Annotated in this window: 16 protein-coding genes; 9 read left to right on the top strand and 7 right to left on the bottom strand. The window is 50.7% G+C overall.

Annotated features, from left to right (window positions below; all coding sequences use genetic code 11):
* Positions 1 to 39: 39 nt before the first annotated feature.
* Positions 40 to 756: a ribonuclease PH gene (gene rph, locus LVQ77_RS20035; protein ID WP_034461471.1), complete on the bottom strand. Its 717-nt coding sequence runs from the start codon at positions 754 to 756 to the stop codon at positions 40 to 42.
* Positions 757 to 880: 124 nt separating this feature from the next.
* Here rph and LVQ77_RS20030 point away from each other — a divergent pair, with 124 nt between their 5' ends.
* The gene (locus tag LVQ77_RS20030) at positions 881 to 1,744 is read left to right on the top strand and encodes a YicC/YloC family endoribonuclease (protein WP_151995402.1); all 864 of its coding nucleotides are present in this window, start codon (positions 881 to 883) and stop codon (positions 1,742 to 1,744) included.
* Between the two features lie 236 nt (positions 1,745 to 1,980).
* Positions 1,981 to 2,598: a trimeric intracellular cation channel family protein gene (locus tag LVQ77_RS20025; protein WP_151995403.1), complete on the top strand. Its 618-nt coding sequence runs from the start codon at positions 1,981 to 1,983 to the stop codon at positions 2,596 to 2,598.
* On the opposite strand, the gene ligB is transcribed toward LVQ77_RS20025, so the two are convergent.
* Positions 2,592 to 4,283: an NAD-dependent DNA ligase LigB gene (gene ligB, locus LVQ77_RS20020; protein ID WP_232905330.1), complete on the bottom strand. Its 1,692-nt coding sequence runs from the start codon at positions 4,281 to 4,283 to the stop codon at positions 2,592 to 2,594. The genes LVQ77_RS20025 and ligB overlap by 7 nt on opposite strands.
* A gap of 256 nt (positions 4,284 to 4,539) precedes the next feature.
* Here ligB and gmk point away from each other — a divergent pair, with 256 nt between their 5' ends.
* Genes gmk through recG form a run of 5 tightly spaced genes read left to right on the top strand, consistent with a single transcriptional unit; the run spans position 4,540 to position 10,403 of the window.
* Positions 4,540 to 5,163, top strand: coding sequence for a guanylate kinase (gene gmk, locus LVQ77_RS20015; protein ID WP_034461475.1), 624 nt, complete (start codon positions 4,540 to 4,542; stop codon positions 5,161 to 5,163).
* Positions 5,164 to 5,217: 54 nt separating this feature from the next.
* Positions 5,218 to 5,493 carry a DNA-directed RNA polymerase subunit omega gene (gene rpoZ, locus LVQ77_RS20010; protein WP_034461476.1) on the top strand — a complete coding sequence of 92 codons (276 nt, stop codon included), beginning with the start codon at positions 5,218 to 5,220 and terminating at the stop codon, positions 5,491 to 5,493.
* 18 nt (positions 5,494 to 5,511) lie between these two features.
* Positions 5,512 to 7,623, top strand: a complete 2,112-nt coding sequence (gene spoT, locus LVQ77_RS20005) for a bifunctional GTP diphosphokinase/guanosine-3',5'-bis pyrophosphate 3'-pyrophosphohydrolase (protein ID WP_134187697.1) — start codon at positions 5,512 to 5,514, stop codon at positions 7,621 to 7,623.
* Positions 7,624 to 7,627: 4 nt separating this feature from the next.
* Positions 7,628 to 8,317, top strand: coding sequence for a tRNA (guanosine(18)-2'-O)-methyltransferase TrmH (trmH, locus tag LVQ77_RS20000; protein ID WP_151995405.1), 690 nt, complete (start codon positions 7,628 to 7,630; stop codon positions 8,315 to 8,317).
* 4 nt (positions 8,318 to 8,321) lie between these two features.
* A complete protein-coding gene (gene recG, locus LVQ77_RS19995) occupies positions 8,322 to 10,403 on the top strand; it encodes an ATP-dependent DNA helicase RecG (protein WP_232865986.1) in 2,082 nt (693 codons plus the stop codon).
* A gap of 4 nt (positions 10,404 to 10,407) precedes the next feature.
* On the opposite strand, the gene gltS is transcribed toward recG, so the two are convergent.
* On the bottom strand, positions 10,408 to 11,610 hold the full coding sequence (gene gltS, locus LVQ77_RS19990) for a sodium/glutamate symporter (protein ID WP_232865985.1): 1,203 nt from the start codon (positions 11,608 to 11,610) through the stop codon (positions 10,408 to 10,410).
* Between the two features lie 229 nt (positions 11,611 to 11,839).
* Here gltS and LVQ77_RS19985 point away from each other — a divergent pair, with 229 nt between their 5' ends.
* Positions 11,840 to 13,231, top strand: a complete 1,392-nt coding sequence (locus LVQ77_RS19985; protein ID WP_232865984.1) for a nucleobase:cation symporter-2 family protein — start codon at positions 11,840 to 11,842, stop codon at positions 13,229 to 13,231.
* 125 nt (positions 13,232 to 13,356) lie between these two features.
* Entirely contained in the window at positions 13,357 to 15,039 is a 1,683-nt protein-coding gene (locus LVQ77_RS19980) for an AsmA family protein (RefSeq protein ID WP_232905329.1), read from the top strand.
* 22 nt (positions 15,040 to 15,061) lie between these two features.
* Here LVQ77_RS19980 and fabY read toward each other — a convergent pair whose 3' ends face one another.
* From fabY to yihX, 4 genes are read right to left on the bottom strand one after another with little or no spacing between them, the layout of a single operon-like run.
* Positions 15,062 to 16,003, bottom strand: a complete 942-nt coding sequence (fabY, locus tag LVQ77_RS19975) for a fatty acid biosynthesis protein FabY (RefSeq protein ID WP_232865982.1) — start codon at positions 16,001 to 16,003, stop codon at positions 15,062 to 15,064.
* A gap of 44 nt (positions 16,004 to 16,047) precedes the next feature.
* Positions 16,048 to 16,485 (bottom strand): D-aminoacyl-tRNA deacylase, encoded by a 438-nt coding sequence (gene dtd, locus LVQ77_RS19970; protein ID WP_064514968.1) that lies wholly within the window; start codon positions 16,483 to 16,485, stop codon positions 16,048 to 16,050.
* Positions 16,482 to 17,354, bottom strand: coding sequence for a virulence factor BrkB family protein (locus LVQ77_RS19965; RefSeq protein ID WP_064514966.1), 873 nt, complete (start codon positions 17,352 to 17,354; stop codon positions 16,482 to 16,484). Before LVQ77_RS19965 ends, dtd begins: the two co-directional genes overlap by 4 nt.
* Positions 17,351 to 17,947: a glucose-1-phosphatase gene (yihX, locus tag LVQ77_RS19960; protein WP_232905328.1), complete on the bottom strand. Its 597-nt coding sequence runs from the start codon at positions 17,945 to 17,947 to the stop codon at positions 17,351 to 17,353. The genes LVQ77_RS19965 and yihX overlap by 4 nt, the downstream gene beginning before the upstream one ends.
* Positions 17,948 to 18,036 lie beyond the last annotated feature (89 nt).

The following is an 18,036-nucleotide window of genomic DNA, read 5'->3' as shown; positions in this document are numbered from 1 at the left end:
TTAAGACAAAAAAAAGGCGACTCTCAGAGTCGCCTAAAATCAATTTTCTAACGCCGCCTTCTGCGCCGTTACGATAGATTCAATTCCCCCTCGCGCCAGCGCCAGTAGCGCCAGTAGCTCTTCATGGGTGAACGGCTCGCCTTCAGCGGTGCCCTGAACCTCAATCATTCGGCCATCTTCCATCATCACGACGTTCATGTCGGTTTCTGCGGCAGAATCTTCAACATATTCCAGATCGCAAACAGCAGCACCATTAACGATACCAACTGATACTGCAGCTACCATCCCTTTCATCGGGTTGGTTTTTAATTTACCTGCGGCCACCAGCTTGTTCAGTGCATCAGCCAGAGCAACACAAGCACCAGTGATTGAAGCTGTACGAGTACCGCCGTCAGCCTGCAGAACATCACAGTCCAGCGTAATGGTGTATTCACCCAGAACTTTCAAATCGACTGCTGCGCGAAGCGAGCGAGCAATCAGACGCTGAATTTCAAGAGTACGACCGCCTTGCTTACCTTTTGCTGCTTCACGGAAGTTACGAGTATGCGTTGCACGAGGCAGCATCCCGTATTCTGCTGTGATCCAGCCCTGGCCCTGGCCTTTCAGAAAACGCGGAACGCCTTCTTCAACAGTGGCGGTGCAAAGTACTTTAGTGTCGCCGAACTCGACCAGCACGGAGCCTTCTGCGTGTTTGGTGTAATTACGAGTCAGGGTGACTGGACGCACTTGTTCGGCGCTACGACCTGATGGACGCATGGGTTATCTCCGGGCTAAAACGAATGTGGCTGCGCATTATACGGACTTCACTCGCTTATTCCTATCCTGGAAGTCCAGGCATGGCTATAATCCCCACATCTATTACGCAATACGGTTACGAAATATGATCCGCAGTATGACCGCCTATGCCCGACGTGAAGTAAAAGGCGAATGGGGCAGCGCCTCCTGGGAGTTACGTTCGGTAAACCAACGCTATCTCGAAACTTATATTCGTATGCCGGAACAGTTCCGCAGCCTCGAACCAGTGGCTCGCGAGCGTATCCGCACCCGCTTAACCCGTGGAAAAATTGAATGTAACCTGCGTTTCGAACCTGATGCTCGCTCTCAAAGCTCTTTGCTGCTCAATGAAAAACTGGCTAAACAGCTAGTTGAAGCAGCTAACTGGGTGAAAATGCAGAGTGACGAAGGCGAAATCAATCCGGTTGATATTCTGCGCTGGCCAGGCGTGATGTCGGCTCAGGAACAAGATCTTGATGCCATCACCGCTGAAATTCTTGCAGCCCTTGATGGCGCACTGGATGACTTCATTATTGCTCGTGAAACCGAAGGCGAAGCTCTGAAGGCGATGATTGAGCAACGCCTGCAAGGCGTGAGCGCTGAGGTCGTCAATGTTCGTGCACAGATGCCTGAAGTTTTAAAATGGCAGCGTGAACGCCTGGTGGCAAAACTGGAAGATGCACAAGTTCAGCTTGAGAATAACCGTCTGGAGCAAGAACTTGTGCTGATGGCTCAGCGTGTCGACGTTGCTGAAGAGCTGGATCGCCTGGAAGCGCACGTCAAAGAGACATACAACATTCTTAAGAAAAAAGAAGCTGTTGGCCGTCGCCTCGACTTTATGATGCAAGAATTCAACCGCGAGTCGAATACTCTGGCATCAAAATCTATCAATTCAGATGTCACCAATTCAGCGATTGAATTGAAAGTGCTGATCGAACAGATGCGTGAGCAGATTCAGAACATCGAGTGATGTTCACATTGCCTTTCTAAGCCCGCACTATGCGGGCTTTTGTCATTTAAGCGACCTTAAGCATCAATTTAAGTAACCCACTTCAAATAGATAAACCACAGAAAACCCCTACCTTTCTGCTATAAGAAACATTTATGCATTAGTAAATGTAATCAAACCCGCTTCGCTTTAAAAAAACTCAATCGTGACATTGTTCACAAAACGTTACCCTCTCAGCGTTTCCACTGGAGGTATCAATGCTATTACACATTCTTTATTTGGTCGGGATTACCGCCGAGGCAATGACCGGCGCACTCGCAGCAGGCCGCCGACGCATGGATACTTTCGGTGTCATCATTATTGCGACGGCTACTGCACTTGGCGGTGGTTCTGTACGTGATATTCTGCTTGGGCACTACCCGTTAGGCTGGGTGAAACACCCTGAATACGTCGTGATTGTGGCCATTGCCGCTGTACTCACCACGGTGTTTGCTCCTGTGATGCCTCATCTGCGTCGTCTTTTCCTGGTTCTCGACGCACTTGGGTTGGTTGTTTTCTCTATCATCGGTGCACAAATCGCCTTGGATATGGGTGAAGGCCCAATCATCGCCATTATTGCAGCCGTAGTGACCGGTGTATTTGGTGGTGTCCTGCGCGATATGTTCTGTAAACGTATCCCACTGGTTTTCCAAAAGGAACTGTATGCTGGCATAGCATTCGCCTCAGCAGTGCTCTATATCGTTTTGCAGCACTATGTTTCGAACCAGGACGTGGTGATCATTTCCACACTTATCTTCGGATTCACGACACGTTTGCTGGCATTACGTCTGCGCCTTGGATTGCCTGTGTTCCACTACAAACATGCAGATCACTGATCAATAAATCCCCGAATTCCTTGCTGTGCCAGAAAAGCCGCTAGTGCAGCTATTTGGGGATGATTCACAAACTCCACCAGCTTTTTTGCCCTTATGGAACCGACTCCCGGCAGCTTTTGCCAACTAAGCTCATCTCTGGCAACCAAATGTGACCATTGTGAATCGGGCATTGTGGTAAGTACTGCTCTTGGTAGTGGCAAGCCAAATGCCAGCAGCCACTGCCTGAATGGTTGCTGTCGGGCTTGCGAGAATTGCTGCCACAGATGTGCCGTTCTGGCCACAGACACATTACCAATCTGAGACAAATCATTCTGAGTGACTGCCAACCAGGAAAAGATATGTTCCAGGTTGAGATTTTGTTGGAGTTGCCGCCAGGAACGCACACTAACCCCGTTGATATCCAGTATTTCCGGAGAGCTTAACCACGTAAGACGAGCAATAAACTGCTCACGACACCTGCTCTCAAAATAGAGGCAGCTCAGCGTCGTGTTCTTTTGTTCGGATGGTGGTTGCGGTTTATTACGCGGATTAACTCGCCACACAACCTCGTCAAAACGAGGAATTCCCTGCCCGGCAAGGCTCACCATTATCTGATCGCCTGCGACAATATCCAACGTCTGCCATTTTCTAACTGAACCGATATTTACTCGTTTAACGTGTTTATCATCAATTTGTAAGGGATGCAGATTAAGTACAACGGAGACTTTGCCCGTACGCCCCACAGCAAACTGAACGCTTTTAACTTCAGCAACTTGCTGTAATGGTGGATATTTCCATGCAACTACCCATGCAGCCTTTCCCGGAGCCCAGTACTTTCCCGTTGGTTCAACCCCGTCTCGGACAACCACGCCATCTGTCACAAAGGGTAATGGGGTCGTAAACCATGACTCGCGCAGCTTCGATATCTCATCCATAGAATTAACGGACTTTGACCAGGTTTTAGTCAGCGGGAAACCGGCCTGAGCAAGTACTTCCATTTTCTGGTTCATTTGCGTTGGCCCGTCGGGCCAGGCCCATATAAAGATCCCCAACTCTTTGAGTAAAGCAGGGTCACCCTTGCGCATCATAGCGCCAGCAGTTTTTCCTCGGGCGTTAATGCTGCCCATTGTTTTCTGTACGTGATTATCTCTTTTCCAGAAGATCTCACCCTGCAGCACACTATTGGCAAGTGGGCCGATAAGGGTTTGAGGGATGTCAGGAATCATTTTGGCTTTTACTGTCCAATCCTGCCCTTTTTCACCATCACCCCGGCTCAGAAGTTGAACGAGGCGACCCTGGCGATAAACCAATGTCACTGCCACACCATCCACTTTCGGCTGTACCCAGAGATCGGTTTTGCCTTTTACCCACAACGCAACGGCTGCTCTGTCGGGAAGTTTTTTAACGCCAGTATGAGCAACGGGATGAAGCGCTTTGCCGTGTGTGAATAATCCAGGCTGTTGAGGTTCTTCTGTTGGGCTAAAGCACCGCTGCCAATTATTGAACTGGTTACGTAGGCCATCGTATGTAGCATCACTGACGATACTGATACCTTGTTGATAATAGGCTTGATCCCATTCCCCAAGCTTTTCTTTCAATGTCGCCATCTCCTGCTGGGCTTGCTCAGAGGACCAGACCGGACATGATGCTGACGCCATTGCGCTGAACATCCCCAGCAACCCGATAAACTTTGTTATCCACCTCATATGACCCTCCGTGTAGAAGCAAAGAGAGATATAACGCTCAAAAACAAGCTGTGCGATTGGGTTTTAAAAAGGATGCGAGGGGCTTTCAGAGGTTTTTAATGTGTTGCAGTAATACGGCATGTTTTTTGGAAATCCTTGCGCAAAATGGCAGAAATATTGCTGGGGAGTGCGACAAATTCTCCGTGACACGTAGACGGCGTGTATAATAGGGCCGTATACGCACTTCTTTTTATGCTTACCGAATAAGTTAGAACTCATGGCTCAAGGCACGCTTTATATCGTTTCCGCCCCAAGTGGCGCGGGGAAATCCAGCCTCATCCAGGCTTTGTTAAAGACACAACCGCTGTATGACACGCAAGTTTCTATCTCCCATACCACTCGTGGTATTCGTCCGGGAGAGAAACATGGCGAGCACTATTTCTTTGTGGAAAAGGAAGAGTTTAAGCAGATGATTGCTGAAGACGCGTTCCTTGAACACGCGGAAGTGTTTGGTAATTACTACGGCACTTCACGCCATGCCATTGAGCAAGTTTTGGCAACAGGTGTAGATGTTTTTCTGGATATCGATTGGCAAGGTGCCAAGCAGATTCGTGAGAAAATGCCGCAAGCCCGCAGTATTTTTATTCTGCCACCGTCGAAAGACGAGTTAGACCGTCGCTTACGTGGCCGTGGGCAAGACAGTGAAGAAGTTATTACGAAGCGAATGGAGCAGGCTGTTGCAGAAATGAGCCATTACGCTGAATATGACTATTTAATCGTCAACGACGATTTTGACACCGCACTGTCAGATTTAAAAATTATCATTCGTGCCGAGCGTCTACGAATGGGTCGCCAAAAAGCGCGACATGACGCTTTAATCAGCAAACTATTGGCAGACTGAGCCCAGTTTCAGTATCATGCCCAGTCATTTCTTCATCTGTGGAGCATTTTAATTATGGCACGCGTAACTGTTCAGGACGCTGTTGAGAAAATTGGTAACCGTTTTGACCTGGTTCTGGTCGCCGCACGTCGCGCTCGTCAGATGCAAACTGGTGGTAAAGATCCACTAGTGCCTGAAGAAAACGATAAAACGACTGTAATCGCACTGCGCGAAATCGAAGAAGGGTTGATCACTAACCAGATTCTCGATGTTCGTGATCGCCAGGAACAGCAAGAGCAGGAAGCCGCAGAACTGCAGGCTGTTACCGCTATTGCTGAAGGTCGTCGTTAATTAGCCTGCGGGTAGCCCTTGTATCTGTTTGAAAGCCTGAATCAACTGATTCAACCATACTTGCCCGAGGAGCAGATAAAGCGACTTCGGCAAGCATACCTTGTTGCGCGTGATGCTCACGAGGGACAAGCACGTTCAAGCGGTGAACCCTATATCACCCATCCCGTAGCTGTAGCCTGCATTCTGGCCGAGATGAAACTCGACTATGAAACGTTAATGGCTGCACTATTACATGATGTGATCGAAGACACCCCTGCCACCTACCAGGATATGGAACAACTGTTTGGCAAAAGCGTTGCCGAACTGGTGGAAGGGGTATCTAAGCTCGACAAACTGAAATTCCGCGATAAGAAAGAAGCTCAGGCTGAAAACTTCCGCAAAATGATCATGGCGATGGTGCAAGATATCCGCGTCATTCTGATCAAACTCGCCGACCGTACGCATAACATGCGCACTCTCGGGGCTTTGCGCCCTGATAAGCGTCGCCGCATTGCTCGCGAAACCCTCGAAATTTACAGCCCTCTGGCACACCGTCTTGGTATTCATCATCTGAAAACCGAGTTGGAAGAGCTGGGCTTTGAAGCGCTATACCCGAACCGTTACCGCGTGATTAAAGAAGTGGTTAAAGCGGCACGCGGTAACCGCAAAGAGATGATTCAAAAAATCCTCTCTGAAATCGATGGTCGTTTGCAAGAAGCCGGTATTCCGTGCCGCGTCAGCGGTCGCGAAAAACACCTTTATTCCATTTACTGCAAAATGACGCTCAAAGAGCAGCGTTTCCACTCGATTATGGATATTTACGCCTTCCGCGTAATTGTTCACGACATGGATACCTGTTACCGCGTTCTTGGGCAGATGCATAGCCTATACAAGCCACGTCCGGGCCGGGTTAAAGACTATATCGCCATTCCAAAAGCGAACGGATATCAGTCACTGCATACTTCAATGATTGGCCCACACGGTGTGCCGGTTGAAGTGCAAATCCGTACTGAAGATATGGACCAGATGGCAGAAATGGGTGTTGCTGCTCACTGGGCTTATAAAGAGCAAGGTGAGAGTGGTACTACCGCGCAAATCCGTGCCCAACGCTGGATGCAGAGCTTGCTGGAGCTCCAGCAAAGCGCCGGTAGCTCATTTGAATTTATCGAGAGCGTAAAATCCGATCTGTTCCCGGATGAGATTTACGTTTTCACCCCGGAAGGGCGCATTGTCGAATTGCCGGCTGGTGCGACACCTGTCGATTTCGCCTATGCCGTACATACCGATATCGGCCACGCATGCGTTGGTGCTCGTGTCGACAGACAACCCTATCCGCTGTCTCAGTCGCTCAGTAGCGGCCAGACAATCGAAATCATTACCGCACCGGGCGCTCGCCCGAATGCCGCATGGTTGAATTTCGTTGTGAGCTCTAAAGCCCGCGCCAAAATTCGCCAGATGCTGAAAAACCTTAAACGTGATGACTCTGTTAGCCTCGGGCGCCGCCTGCTTAACCATGCGTTAGGTGGTAGCCGCAAGCTTGCCGAAGTTCCGCCAGAAAATATTCAACGAGAGCTTGAGCGCATGAAACTCGCCACGCTTGATGATTTGCTGGCTGAAATTGGCTTGGGTAACGCTATGAGTGTAGTTGTCGCGAAAAACCTGCAAGGTGAATCACAAGCGTCTTTACAGGCGAATGCTCTGCCGCATAGCCATCTGCCTATCAAAGGTGCAGACGGCGTGCTGATTACTTTTGCTAAGTGTTGCCGCCCAATTCCTGGCGACCCGATAGTAGCTCACGTTAGCCCTGGTAAAGGGTTGGTTATCCACCATGAGTCTTGCAGGAATATTCGTGGCTACCAGAAAGAAGCCGAGAAGTTTATGGCGGTGGAATGGGATAAGGAAACTGAGCAAGAGTTCCTCACTGAAATCAAAGTAGATATGTTCAACCATCAGGGTGCGCTGGCAAATCTGACGGCTGCTATCAACACAGCAGGCTCAAATATCCACAGCCTGAATACCGAAGAAAAAGATGGTCGCGTCTATAGTGCGTTTATCCGTATGTCTGCCCGCGATCGTGTTCATCTGGCTAATATTATGCGCAAAATCCGCGTGATGCCGGATGTGATCAAAGTTACCCGCAACCGAAACTAGTGTTATGAATCCTCAACGTTATGCGCGTATTTGCGAGATGCTCGCCAGGCGTCAACCTGATCTGACCGTCTGCATGGAGCAAGTCCATAAACCTCATAACGTCTCGGCGATTATTCGCACCGCAGATGCCGTGGGTGTACATGAAGTCCACGCAGTCTGGCCGGGTAACCGAATGCGCACCATGGCCTCTTCTGCTGCGGGAAGTAATTCCTGGGTTGAAGTTAAAACGCACCGCGACATTGGCGAAGCAGTTGGCTATCTAAAAAGCAGCGGGATGCAAATCCTCGCCACCAACCTTTCTGATAAAGCCGTCGATTTCCGCGAAATTGATTACACCCGTCCGACCTGTATTTTGATGGGACAGGAAAAAACCGGTATCACCCAGGAAGCTCTAGCACTGGCAGACCAGGACATCATTATTCCGATGATCGGGATGGTGCAATCGCTCAATGTGTCCGTAGCTTCCGCACTTATTCTTTATGAGGCACAGCGCCAGCGCCAGAATGCCGGGATGTACCAGCGCGAAAACAGCACCCTGCCGGAATCCGAACAACAGCGCCTGCTGTTTGAAGGCGGCTACCCTGTACTGGCGCGAGTTTCCCGCCGTAAAGGTTTGCCCTACCCACATGTGAATCAGCAAGGTGAGATAGAAGCTGATGCCGCATGGTGGGCCACAATGCAATCTGCGGAGTAGCTGGATGAAAGGCCGTTTGCTGGATGCCATACCGTTAAGCACGCTTGCCGGAGTCGGCGCCAGCCAGAGCGGCAAACTGGCCAAAATTGGCCTGTACACCATTCAGGATCTTCTGCTCCACCTGCCGCTTCGCTACGAAGACCGTACCCATCTCTACCCTATCAATGACCTGCTGCCAGGCGTTTACGCCACGGTGGAAGGTGAAGTGCTGAACTGCAATATCAGTTTTGGCCGCCGCCGTATGATGACCTGCCAGATTTCTGACGGTACCGGCATCCTGACGATGCGTTTTTTCAACTTCAACGCGGCAATGAAAAACAGCCTCGCGACCGGTAAACGCGTGCTTGCCTATGGTGAAGCAAAACGCGGCACGCACGGCGCAGAAATGATTCATCCTGAATACCGCGTTCAGGGCGACCTCAGTACGCCAGAATTACAGGAAACGCTGACGCCGGTTTACCCGACAACCGAAGGTATTCGCCAGGCTACATTGCGCAAGCTGACCGATCAGGCTCTGGAATTGCTCGATACCTGCGCCATTGCAGAATTGCTCCCGGCTGATTTGAGTAAGGGAATGATGAGCTTGCCAGAAGCGCTGCGCACTCTACATCGTCCGCCGCCATCAATGCAGCTCGCCGATCTGGAGACGGGAAAACACCCGGCTCAACAGCGCTTAATTCTCGAAGAATTACTGGCACATAACCTGAGCATGCTCGCGCTTCGTGCTGGTGCTCAGCGTTATCATGCGCTGCCTTTGCATGATCATGACGATTTAAAAAACCGCCTGCTAGCCGCCCTGCCGTTTAAACCAACCGGCGCGCAGGAACGAGTCGTAGCGGAAATCGAGCACGATTTGGCGCTGGATGTCCCGATGATGCGCCTGGTACAAGGTGATGTGGGGTCTGGTAAAACGTTGGTTGCCGCACTCGCCGCGCTGCGTGCGATTGCGCATGGCAAACAAGTGGGCCTGATGGCTCCAACCGAATTGCTCGCCGAGCAGCACGCTAATAACTTCCGCCAGTGGTTTGCGCCGCTGGGCATTGAAGTGGGCTGGCTTGCTGGTAAGCAAAAAGGCAAAGCGCGTATCGCTCAACAGGACGCGATCGCCAGCGGTCAGGTGTCGATGGTAGTGGGAACACATGCGATCTTCCAGGAACAGGTGCAGTTCTCGCAACTTGCACTGGTTATCATTGATGAACAACATCGCTTTGGTGTTCATCAACGCCTGGCGTTGTGGGAAAAGGGCCAGATTCAAGGCTTCCATCCACATCAGTTAATCATGACTGCAACCCCCATTCCGCGCACTTTAGCGATGACGGCCTATGCCGATTTGGATACTTCGACCATTGACGAACTCCCACCAGGCCGAACGCCAGTCACCACCGTCGCGATCCCTGATACCCGCCGCAACGATATTATCGACCGGGTGCGTGGAGCTTGCAGTGATGAAGGCCGTCAGGCGTACTGGGTTTGTACGTTGATTGAAGAATCAGAATTGCTCGAAGCCCAGGCCGCGGAAGTCACGTGGGATGAGCTAAAAATCGCCCTGCCTAATCTGAATGTCGGCCTGGTTCATGGCCGTATGAAGCCACAGGAAAAGCAGGCTGTGATGCAGGCTTTCAAAGAAGGCTCAATTCATCTGCTGGTTGCGACAACAGTTATTGAAGTTGGTGTTGATGTACCGAATGCCAGCCTGATGATTATTGAAAACCCTGAGCGTCTGGGTCTTGCGCAACTCCACCAGCTTCGTGGCCGTGTGGGTCGTGGGGCGGTTGCATCTCATTGTGTGTTGCTTTACAAGTCGCCACTGTCGAAAACCGCACAACTACGTTTACAGGTACTGCGTGATAGCAATGATGGCTTCGTGATTGCTCAGAAAGATTTAGAAATTCGTGGTCCGGGGGAATTACTCGGCACGCGCCAAACGGGAAGTGCCGAGTTTAAAGTAGCAGATCTATTGCGCGACCAGGCGATGATCCCGGAAGTACAGCGCCTTGCGCGCCATATCCATGAACGCTATCCGGAACAGGCAACCGCGCTCATTGAACGCTGGATGCCTGAAACGGAACGTTATTCAAATGCCTGATAGCTTAGCCAAAGATTGGCAGCATCAGATACATCTTGATGACCAGCGCGTTGACGATATCAATAAAGAACGCGCCGACCATCGGTACTACCAAAAATGCCATGTGTGACGGGCCGAATCGCTCGGTAATCGCCTGCATATTGGCGATCGCCGTAGGCGTAGCCCCCAGGCCAAAACCACAATGCCCCGCAGCGAGTACCGCCGCATCGTAGTTCTTCCCCATTAAGCGGTAAGTCACGAAAATCGCATACAAAGCCATAAAGATGGTTTGCACCGTCAGAATTGCCAGCATCGGCAACGCCAGTGATGCCAGTTCCCACAGCTTGAGGCTCATCAGTGCCATGGCGAGGAACAGCGACAAACAGACGTTCCCCAGCACGGAAACCGCGCGTTCAAATACCCGGTAGAAGCCAAGCAGTGAGAGCGTATTGCTGAGGATAACCCCAACAAATAACACGCAAACGAATGTCGGCAATTCGAAGCTGGTGCCTTGAATGAGATGGCCGACAAACTTACCAACAGTCAGGCAGATAGCAATCATCGCGATGGTTTCTATCAACACCATAGAGGTGATCATGCGCCCTACCGCTGGCTTTTCGAATGCGGTTGGATCAATGCTATCTTCTGGTGTGCCATCGGGTGTTGAGGAGTGTTTGACCAGATAACGCGCCACTGGCCCGCCAATCAAACCGCCCAATACCAGACCAAAGGTTGCGCAAGCCATTGCCACTTCGGTGGCATTCTGGAAACCATAACGTTCGGTAAACAGTTTGCTCCAGGCTGCACCCGTACCATGCCCGCCTGATAACGTAATAGAACCCGCCAGTAAACCCATTAATGGATCAAGGCCCAACAGGCTCGCCATACCGATACCAATGGCGTTTTGCATGACCAGCAAACCCACCACCACAACCAGGAAAATACCGACAACTTTGCCACCCGCTCGCAAGCTAGACAGGTTGGCGTTCAGGCCGATTGTGGCAAAGAAGGCGAGCATCAAAGGATCTTTGAGGCTCATATCAAATTCAAATTCCCAACCGACACTTTTTTTGAGTACCAGCAAGGCAAGGGCGATTAAGAGTCCACCCGCTACGGGTTCAGGGATAGTGTATTTTTTTAATAGCGGTATGGTGTGGACCATTTTTCGGCCCAGTAATAACACGAGAGTCGCAGCAACAAGGGTAGAAAGGGTGTCGAGATAAAACATAGAAGTGCTCCTGTTTGCGCATATTTCTCACAGACGCTTTTAATTATCCTTCACTGGAATTTCAGGTTCTAGAAAAGTCAGCAGCTGGATTTTAACCAAAAAACAGTCGAAAGTTATATAAAAAGCTCGGCATATACACTTTTTATCTTAGGAAACACCCTTAGCAAACGTTTGCTTTTGGCCTTCAGTCCGCTAAAATCACCGTTTTTTCGGGAGGGGATAATTTCTAATGTCTGTTAATGCTGTTGAGTCTGAAGGTGCGCAACCGATTGCCCACGCTAGTTCCAGTGAGTTGATTTACCGCCTGGAGGACCGTCCACCTCTCCCGCAAACTCTATTCGCTGCTGGGCAGCATTTATTAGCTATGTTTGTTGCGGTGATCACACCTGCGATGTTGATTTGCCAGGCTCTGGGACTTCCAGCAGAAGATACCCAACACATTATCAGTATGTCCCTGTTCGCATCAGGCGTGGCATCAATTATCCAGATTAAAGCGTGGGGCCCGGTAGGCTCTGGGCTTCTGTCTATTCAAGGCACCAGCTTTAACTTTGTCGCACCGCTGATTATGGGTGGCATGGCATTAAAGAATGGCGGGGCTGATGTTCCGACGATGATGGCTGCACTTTTTGGCACCTTAATGCTCGCAAGCTGCACCGAGATGCTTTTATCGCGCTTCCTTCACCTTGCTCGCCGCATTATCACGCCACTGGTCTCCGGTGTAGTTGTGATGATTATTGGTCTTTCCTTAATTCAGGTTGGCCTGACATCTATTGGCGGTGGCTACGGCGCAATGAGCGACCACACCTTTGGCGCACCGAAAAATCTGCTGCTGGCAGGCGCAGTATTAGTGGTCATTATTCTTCTGAATCGCCAGCGCAACCCGTACTTGCGCGTGGCTTCGCTGGTTATCGCCATGGCAGTAGGTTACGCACTTGCCTGGGCGATGGGCATGCTGCCTGATGTTGCGCCATCAACCAATACTGATTTAATTATGGTGCCAACGCCGCTTTATTACGGCCTGGGCATTGACTGGAACCTACTGATTCCGCTGATGCTGATCTTTATGGTGACATCCCTTGAAACCATTGGCGATATTACGGCGACGTCTGACGTCTCCGAGCAACCGGTTTCTGGCCCGCTCTATATGAAGCGACTGAAAGGAGGCGTACTGGCCAACGGCCTGAACTCCTGCGTTTCTGCCGTATTCAATACTTTCCCTAACTCTTGCTTCGGCCAGAACAATGGCGTGATTCAGCTTACGGGTGTTGCCAGCCGTTATGTTGGATTTGTCGTCGCGTTGATGCTGATTGTGTTGGGCCTGTTCCCGGCAGTAAGTGGGTTTGTGCAGCACATTCCTGAGCCAGTTTTAGGTGGCGCTACTATCGTGATGTTCGGCACGATCGCTGCATCCGGTGTGCGTATAGTCTCCCGCGAGCCACTAAATCGTCGTGCGATTATGATTATCGCGCTGTCTCTGGCGGTGGGTATGGGCGTTTCACAGCAGCCACTGATTCTTCAGTTTGCTCCTGATTGGCTAAAAACGTTGCTCTCCTCCGGTATCGCTGCCGGTGGTATCACCGCTATCGTGTTAAACCTGATTTTCCCACCTGAAAAAAATTGATGTACCTCACGCGCTGGTTATTTGTTAGCGCCAGCGCGTGTTACCCCTCCTGACAATCCCATCCTTGAGCTATAACGGTAAATGGGGCATAACACCCTTACCGAAACTTCATGGGATGGAAGACAATGAAATTTCTAGGAAAGCTGATCATAGCTTTACTGGTTGTCATAATAGTGGCACTCATAGCCGCTTATTTATTACTTCAAACTCGTTGGGGAGCATCCCAAATCAGTAGTTGGGTCAATGAGAAGAGTGATTACAATTTCTCTTTTGAAGTGATCGACCACAAGTGGGCATCGCCCACTCATGTCACGCTGACAAACGTCACCTTCGGACGCAAAGGCCAGCCAGCGACTCTGGTTGGGCAAAATATTGATATTGGCCTGAGCTCACGTCAATTTTCAGAGCCTTTGCACGTCGATACGATTTTGCTGCAAAACGGAACGCTAAATATCAGCCCCAATGCTGCCCCGCTACCCTTCCAGTCCGATATGCTGCAATTGAGCGATATGGCAATCAACAGCCCAAATACTGGGTGGGATCTGCACGCTCAACGCGTCAACGGAGGAGTAATACCCTGGCAGCCAGAGCAAGGTAAAGTGCTGGGTAATACTGCTGATATTCAATTTAGCGCCGGTTCCATGACACTCAACGGTGTTCCGGCTACCAACGTCTTGTTGCAAGGTGCGATTAATAACGAACAGGTGACGCTCTCAACCATCGGTGCAGACATTGCGCGTGGCTCGCTCACCGGTAATGCAAACCGCCTTGCCGATGGATCCTGGCAGATTGGCAGCTTACGGCTCAACGATATCCGCCTACAAACCAATAAATCCATTACCGATTTCCTGGCCCCTCTTGGCAGTGTCCCTTCACTGAAAATCGATAGTCTTGAGGTGACAGATGCACGCATGGAAGGAAAAGACTGGGCAATAACCGATTTAGATCTGAGTTTGCGCAACCTGACGTTGGCAAAGGGCGGCTGGCAAAGCGATGACGGGCGTTTATCGATGAATGCCAGTGATTTTATTATTGGTGCGTTGCAGCTAAACGACCCTATCGTGAATATCGATTTTAACCCGCAAACCGCTGTGATTCGCCAGTTCACTTCCCGTTGGGAAAGAGGCATGGTTCGCGCCTCAGGCGAATGGCAGCGCAATGAGAATAAACTGACACTTGATGAGCTGGTCTTTGCCGGGCTGGAATATACGCTGCCAGCCGACTGGAAAGCACGCTGGATAGAGCCTTTACCGCAGTGGTCAAACACGGTGACGATTAAAAAACTGTCGGCAAACCGTAATTTGATCATCGATATTGATCCCGCCTTCCCGTTCCAGCTCACCGCATTAGATGGCACGGCGAATAATCTCGAAGTGGTGCGCAATAGCCAGTGGGGAATATGGAGTGGGAACGCTACGCTGAACGCCGCGGCCGCCACGTTTAACCGCGTCGATGTTCGCCGCCCATCCATTTCATTGAATGCTGCTGACAGCCAAATATCTATTACAGAACTTAGTGCTTTTACTGGTGAAGGTATGCTGGAAGCGACTGGCGCTATCTCGCAGGCTCCGCAACGCAATGCGGCGATGAATCTGCGCGGGCGTGCGGTGCCAGTAAATGTGTTGCAGCAATGGGGATGGCCAGCGCTACCGCTTGAAGGCAACGGTAATTTGCAGCTTTCAGTAACCGGTAACCTTGCAGCTCAAACACCACTGAAACCCACGGTGAACGGGACACTACAGGCCACCAGCGCCGACGGAAAACAAGTACAACAGACCATGCAGAATGGGGAAGTACCCGGCGCATAAGCGCCGGGCTGTAACCCTTCAACTATTCTTCTTCGTTGCCGCCCTCTTCAAGCGGGCCAAAAGGTTTCGCGGGGAGAACCAGATACACACCTTCAAAAACAGCGCCTTGCGTATCATCACCGTAAAGCTCAACTTGCAACGCAACGCGAGCTTTGCGGCCACGCGCCAGGCGGTCGAGATCGCCGCTCAACGAACCTAAATCAGCAATCGCCCCCGGTCTTCCGGTGATCGGGCTGCTATATCGGATATGCGCATCAGCAAGAATAATCGTGCCGCCCAGATGGCGCTCCCGCAACATCAGCCAAATAAGTCCCCAGCCCGTCAGAGTCGCGAGCGAAAACAGGCTGCCGGCGAATAAGGTTTGATGGGGATTTTGGTTGCCCGCTTCTGGCATGGTGGTAATGAATTTCTGCCCGGTGTATTGCAGGATGCGCACGCCCATTTTTTCACTTAATGGAATGTGTTCGTACCAGGCCTGCTGCAACTGACCGCACCAGTCGGCGCGATGAAGAATGTCATCTAGCGAAGCGACGGGTTTTATCATCAAATAGTGGCGAATGGGCGTGGTCGAAGGCGTAGTAATTTCACCCTGATTCTCAAAGCCCAATTTGGCAAAGAACTCGACCGCATCTTCACGTGCGCTACATACCACACGTTTAACCCCTTCCTGGCGCGCGACAGTTTCCAGCGTCATTGCCACCAGCGTACCCAGACCTTTGTCTTGCACCGAGGGGTGAACCGCCATAAAACGGATCGCTGCTTCGTTATCAGCATTGATGTACAAACGGCCAATTGCGACCGGATTGCCTTCTTCATCTACCACCATCTGGTGGTGAGCTAAGGCATCCCAGGCATCGCGCTCGGAGCCTTTGGGTTGATGCAACGGCTTACGTAGCATCTCCCAGCGAAACTGGTAATAGAGCTCAAGCTCTTCTTCGGTTTGCGGTACGCGAAGGTGATACATACATGTACTCTCTCTTGTTACGCGGGACCGTAAAGGCTGCGAATTCAGACCTGTAACCAAAACGTCACTGGGCCATCGTTGGTCAGGCTGACTTTCATGTCGGCGGCAAAGCGACCTGTTTCGGCAACAATGCCCTGCTGTCGACAGCGTTGGACAAAGTATTCATATAGCTCTTCAGCAAGCTCAGGTGCTGCGCCACAAGAAAAACTCGGGCGCATACCGCGTTCGGTATCAGCGGCGAGGGTAAACTGCGACACAACTAGTACGCTGCCACCGGCTTGCTGAACATTCAAATTCATCTTGTCGTTTTCATCGCCAAAAATGCGGTAACCCAAAACACGTTCGCAAAGGCGATTCGCTTTCTGTTCGTTATCTTCTTTTTCGACACCCAATAACACTAAAAGTCCCGGGCCAATTTCACCCGTCACTTCACCGTCCACGGTGACGCGAGCGTGGGTGACACGCTGTATTAATGCAATCATGGTTCTTCCAATTCTTCCTGCTGTGCTTCGACACGGAGTTTGCGGTAATCACCGAGAGTGACAGTAATTTCGGCGCCGAGCAACACGATACACCAGGTCCAATAGACCCAGACAAATAAAATGGGGATCACGGCTAACACGCCGTAAATCAATTGGTAAGAGGGGAACATGGTGATGTAGAGGGCAAAACCTTTCTTCCCAAGCTCAAACAAAAGAGCAGCCACCAGCGAGCCAATCAGTGCATCTCGCACCGGGACTCGAGTGGTTGGAACAATGCTGTATAACATCCAGAATGACAGCCAGGAGAGCAGCAAAGGGAAGATACGCAACACGATATCAATCGTGCTGTTAAAGCCCGTCACCCAGCGCAGCGAAAGCAGATACGAACTGATCACCAGACTCGCACCTGCCAGCAGCGGCCCTAGCGTCAAAATCATCCAGTAGACGGCAAACGAGTATATTTTTGGCCTGGTTCGCGTGCTGCGCCAGATAGTATTTAGCGCGCTATCCACGGCATACATCAGCAGCAATGCAGTAACGATAAGGCCACAGGCCCCCACAGCAGTCATCTTGTTGGAGTTAGCAACAAACTGTTCGATATAGCGCTGGATGATATCGCCCGTCGCGGGCAGAAAATTTGAGAAGACAAAATGGCGCAGTTGGATGCTAACGTCGGCAAACATCGGGAAAGCTGCAAATAACGCAAACACTACCGCAACCAAAGGCACTAGTGAGAGCAATGACACGTAAGCAAGGTTACCTGCAAGCGTGGTCATATTGTCCTGGTCAATCCGATGCCAGAGCAATTTACCCCAGGCGATACAGGGCCTGAGGTGCTTGCTCGTTTTGCGATGAACGTCTTTTATCATAGGCTTTTTGAGAAATAATCGGGCACCGTGTTTTTACCGGTCACCAAAATGCTGGTGATCCCCACCTGTTGAGCTCCTTTAATATTATCGGCGTTGTCGTCAAAAAAGACGGCTTCACTGGCAGAAAAACCTTCTTCTTCGAGGAGTTTTTGATAGATCTCAACGTCGGGTTTACGCATGCCCATTTCCTGGGACAGATAGATTTTATCTGCCGCCTCGGCTATTTGCGGGTATTCACCTGGCCAGAAATAAGTATGTAAGCGGTTGGTATTAGAGAGCACAACGACACGATGGCCTTGTTCACGAAGTTTGTTTATCACATCAATAACTTCCGGGCGTAGGCCAACAAAAATAGCCTGCCAACCGGCAGAGAACTGATCAAAGCTCAACGCCATGCCCATTTCTTCGCATACCGCAGCAGCAAATTCTTCGTCGCTAATTTGCCCCCGCTCGTGGCGTTGAAACGCCTCGCCCATTACAAAGCTTTTCTGCAAATTCGCTAGCGGGACACGGCTGTAATCGCTCCAGACCCCCATTACTCGGTTGAAGTCGATATCAACGATGACGTTTCCTAAATCAAAGATATACAGCATAAGCCTCTCCTTTGCGCATGGACAAATAACTGTAGCGGTAAAGGGTAGCTTTGACTATCGCTGATAAAAAGGCGATCCGGGTTCTGCGA

The sequence above is a fragment of the Buttiauxella cochleicola genome, from assembly GCF_021282435.1.
Taxonomy (GTDB): Bacteria; Pseudomonadota; Gammaproteobacteria; order Enterobacterales; family Enterobacteriaceae; genus Buttiauxella; species Buttiauxella massiliensis.
The sequence above is the reverse complement of the archived record's forward strand: the minus strand, read 5'-3'. Positions and strand labels throughout refer to the sequence as shown.

Coding starts and splice junctions, on each gene's coding strand:
- trmH (WP_151995405.1), top strand. CDS start 7,628: ATGAATCCTCAACGTTATGCGCGTATTTGCGAGATGCTCGCCAGGCGT.
- ligB (WP_232905330.1), bottom strand. CDS start 4,283: ATGAGGTGGATAACAAAGTTTATCGGGTTGCTGGGGATGTTCAGCGCA.
- fabY (WP_232865982.1), bottom strand. CDS start 16,003: ATGTATCACCTTCGCGTACCGCAAACCGAAGAAGAGCTTGAGCTCTAT.
- LVQ77_RS20025 (WP_151995403.1), top strand. CDS start 1,981: ATGCTATTACACATTCTTTATTTGGTCGGGATTACCGCCGAGGCAATG.
- LVQ77_RS19985 (WP_232865984.1), top strand. CDS start 11,840: ATGTCTGTTAATGCTGTTGAGTCTGAAGGTGCGCAACCGATTGCCCAC.
- gltS (WP_232865985.1), bottom strand. CDS start 11,610: ATGTTTTATCTCGACACCCTTTCTACCCTTGTTGCTGCGACTCTCGTG.
- dtd (WP_064514968.1), bottom strand. CDS start 16,485: ATGATTGCATTAATACAGCGTGTCACCCACGCTCGCGTCACCGTGGAC.
- LVQ77_RS19965 (WP_064514966.1), bottom strand. CDS start 17,354: ATGATAAAAGACGTTCATCGCAAAACGAGCAAGCACCTCAGGCCCTGT.
- rph (WP_034461471.1), bottom strand. CDS start 756: ATGCGTCCATCAGGTCGTAGCGCCGAACAAGTGCGTCCAGTCACCCTG.
- LVQ77_RS19980 (WP_232905329.1), top strand. CDS start 13,357: ATGAAATTTCTAGGAAAGCTGATCATAGCTTTACTGGTTGTCATAATA.
- gmk (WP_034461475.1), top strand. CDS start 4,540: ATGGCTCAAGGCACGCTTTATATCGTTTCCGCCCCAAGTGGCGCGGGG.
- LVQ77_RS20030 (WP_151995402.1), top strand. CDS start 881: ATGATCCGCAGTATGACCGCCTATGCCCGACGTGAAGTAAAAGGCGAA.
- rpoZ (WP_034461476.1), top strand. CDS start 5,218: ATGGCACGCGTAACTGTTCAGGACGCTGTTGAGAAAATTGGTAACCGT.
- recG (WP_232865986.1), top strand. CDS start 8,322: ATGAAAGGCCGTTTGCTGGATGCCATACCGTTAAGCACGCTTGCCGGA.
- yihX (WP_232905328.1), bottom strand. CDS start 17,947: ATGCTGTATATCTTTGATTTAGGAAACGTCATCGTTGATATCGACTTC.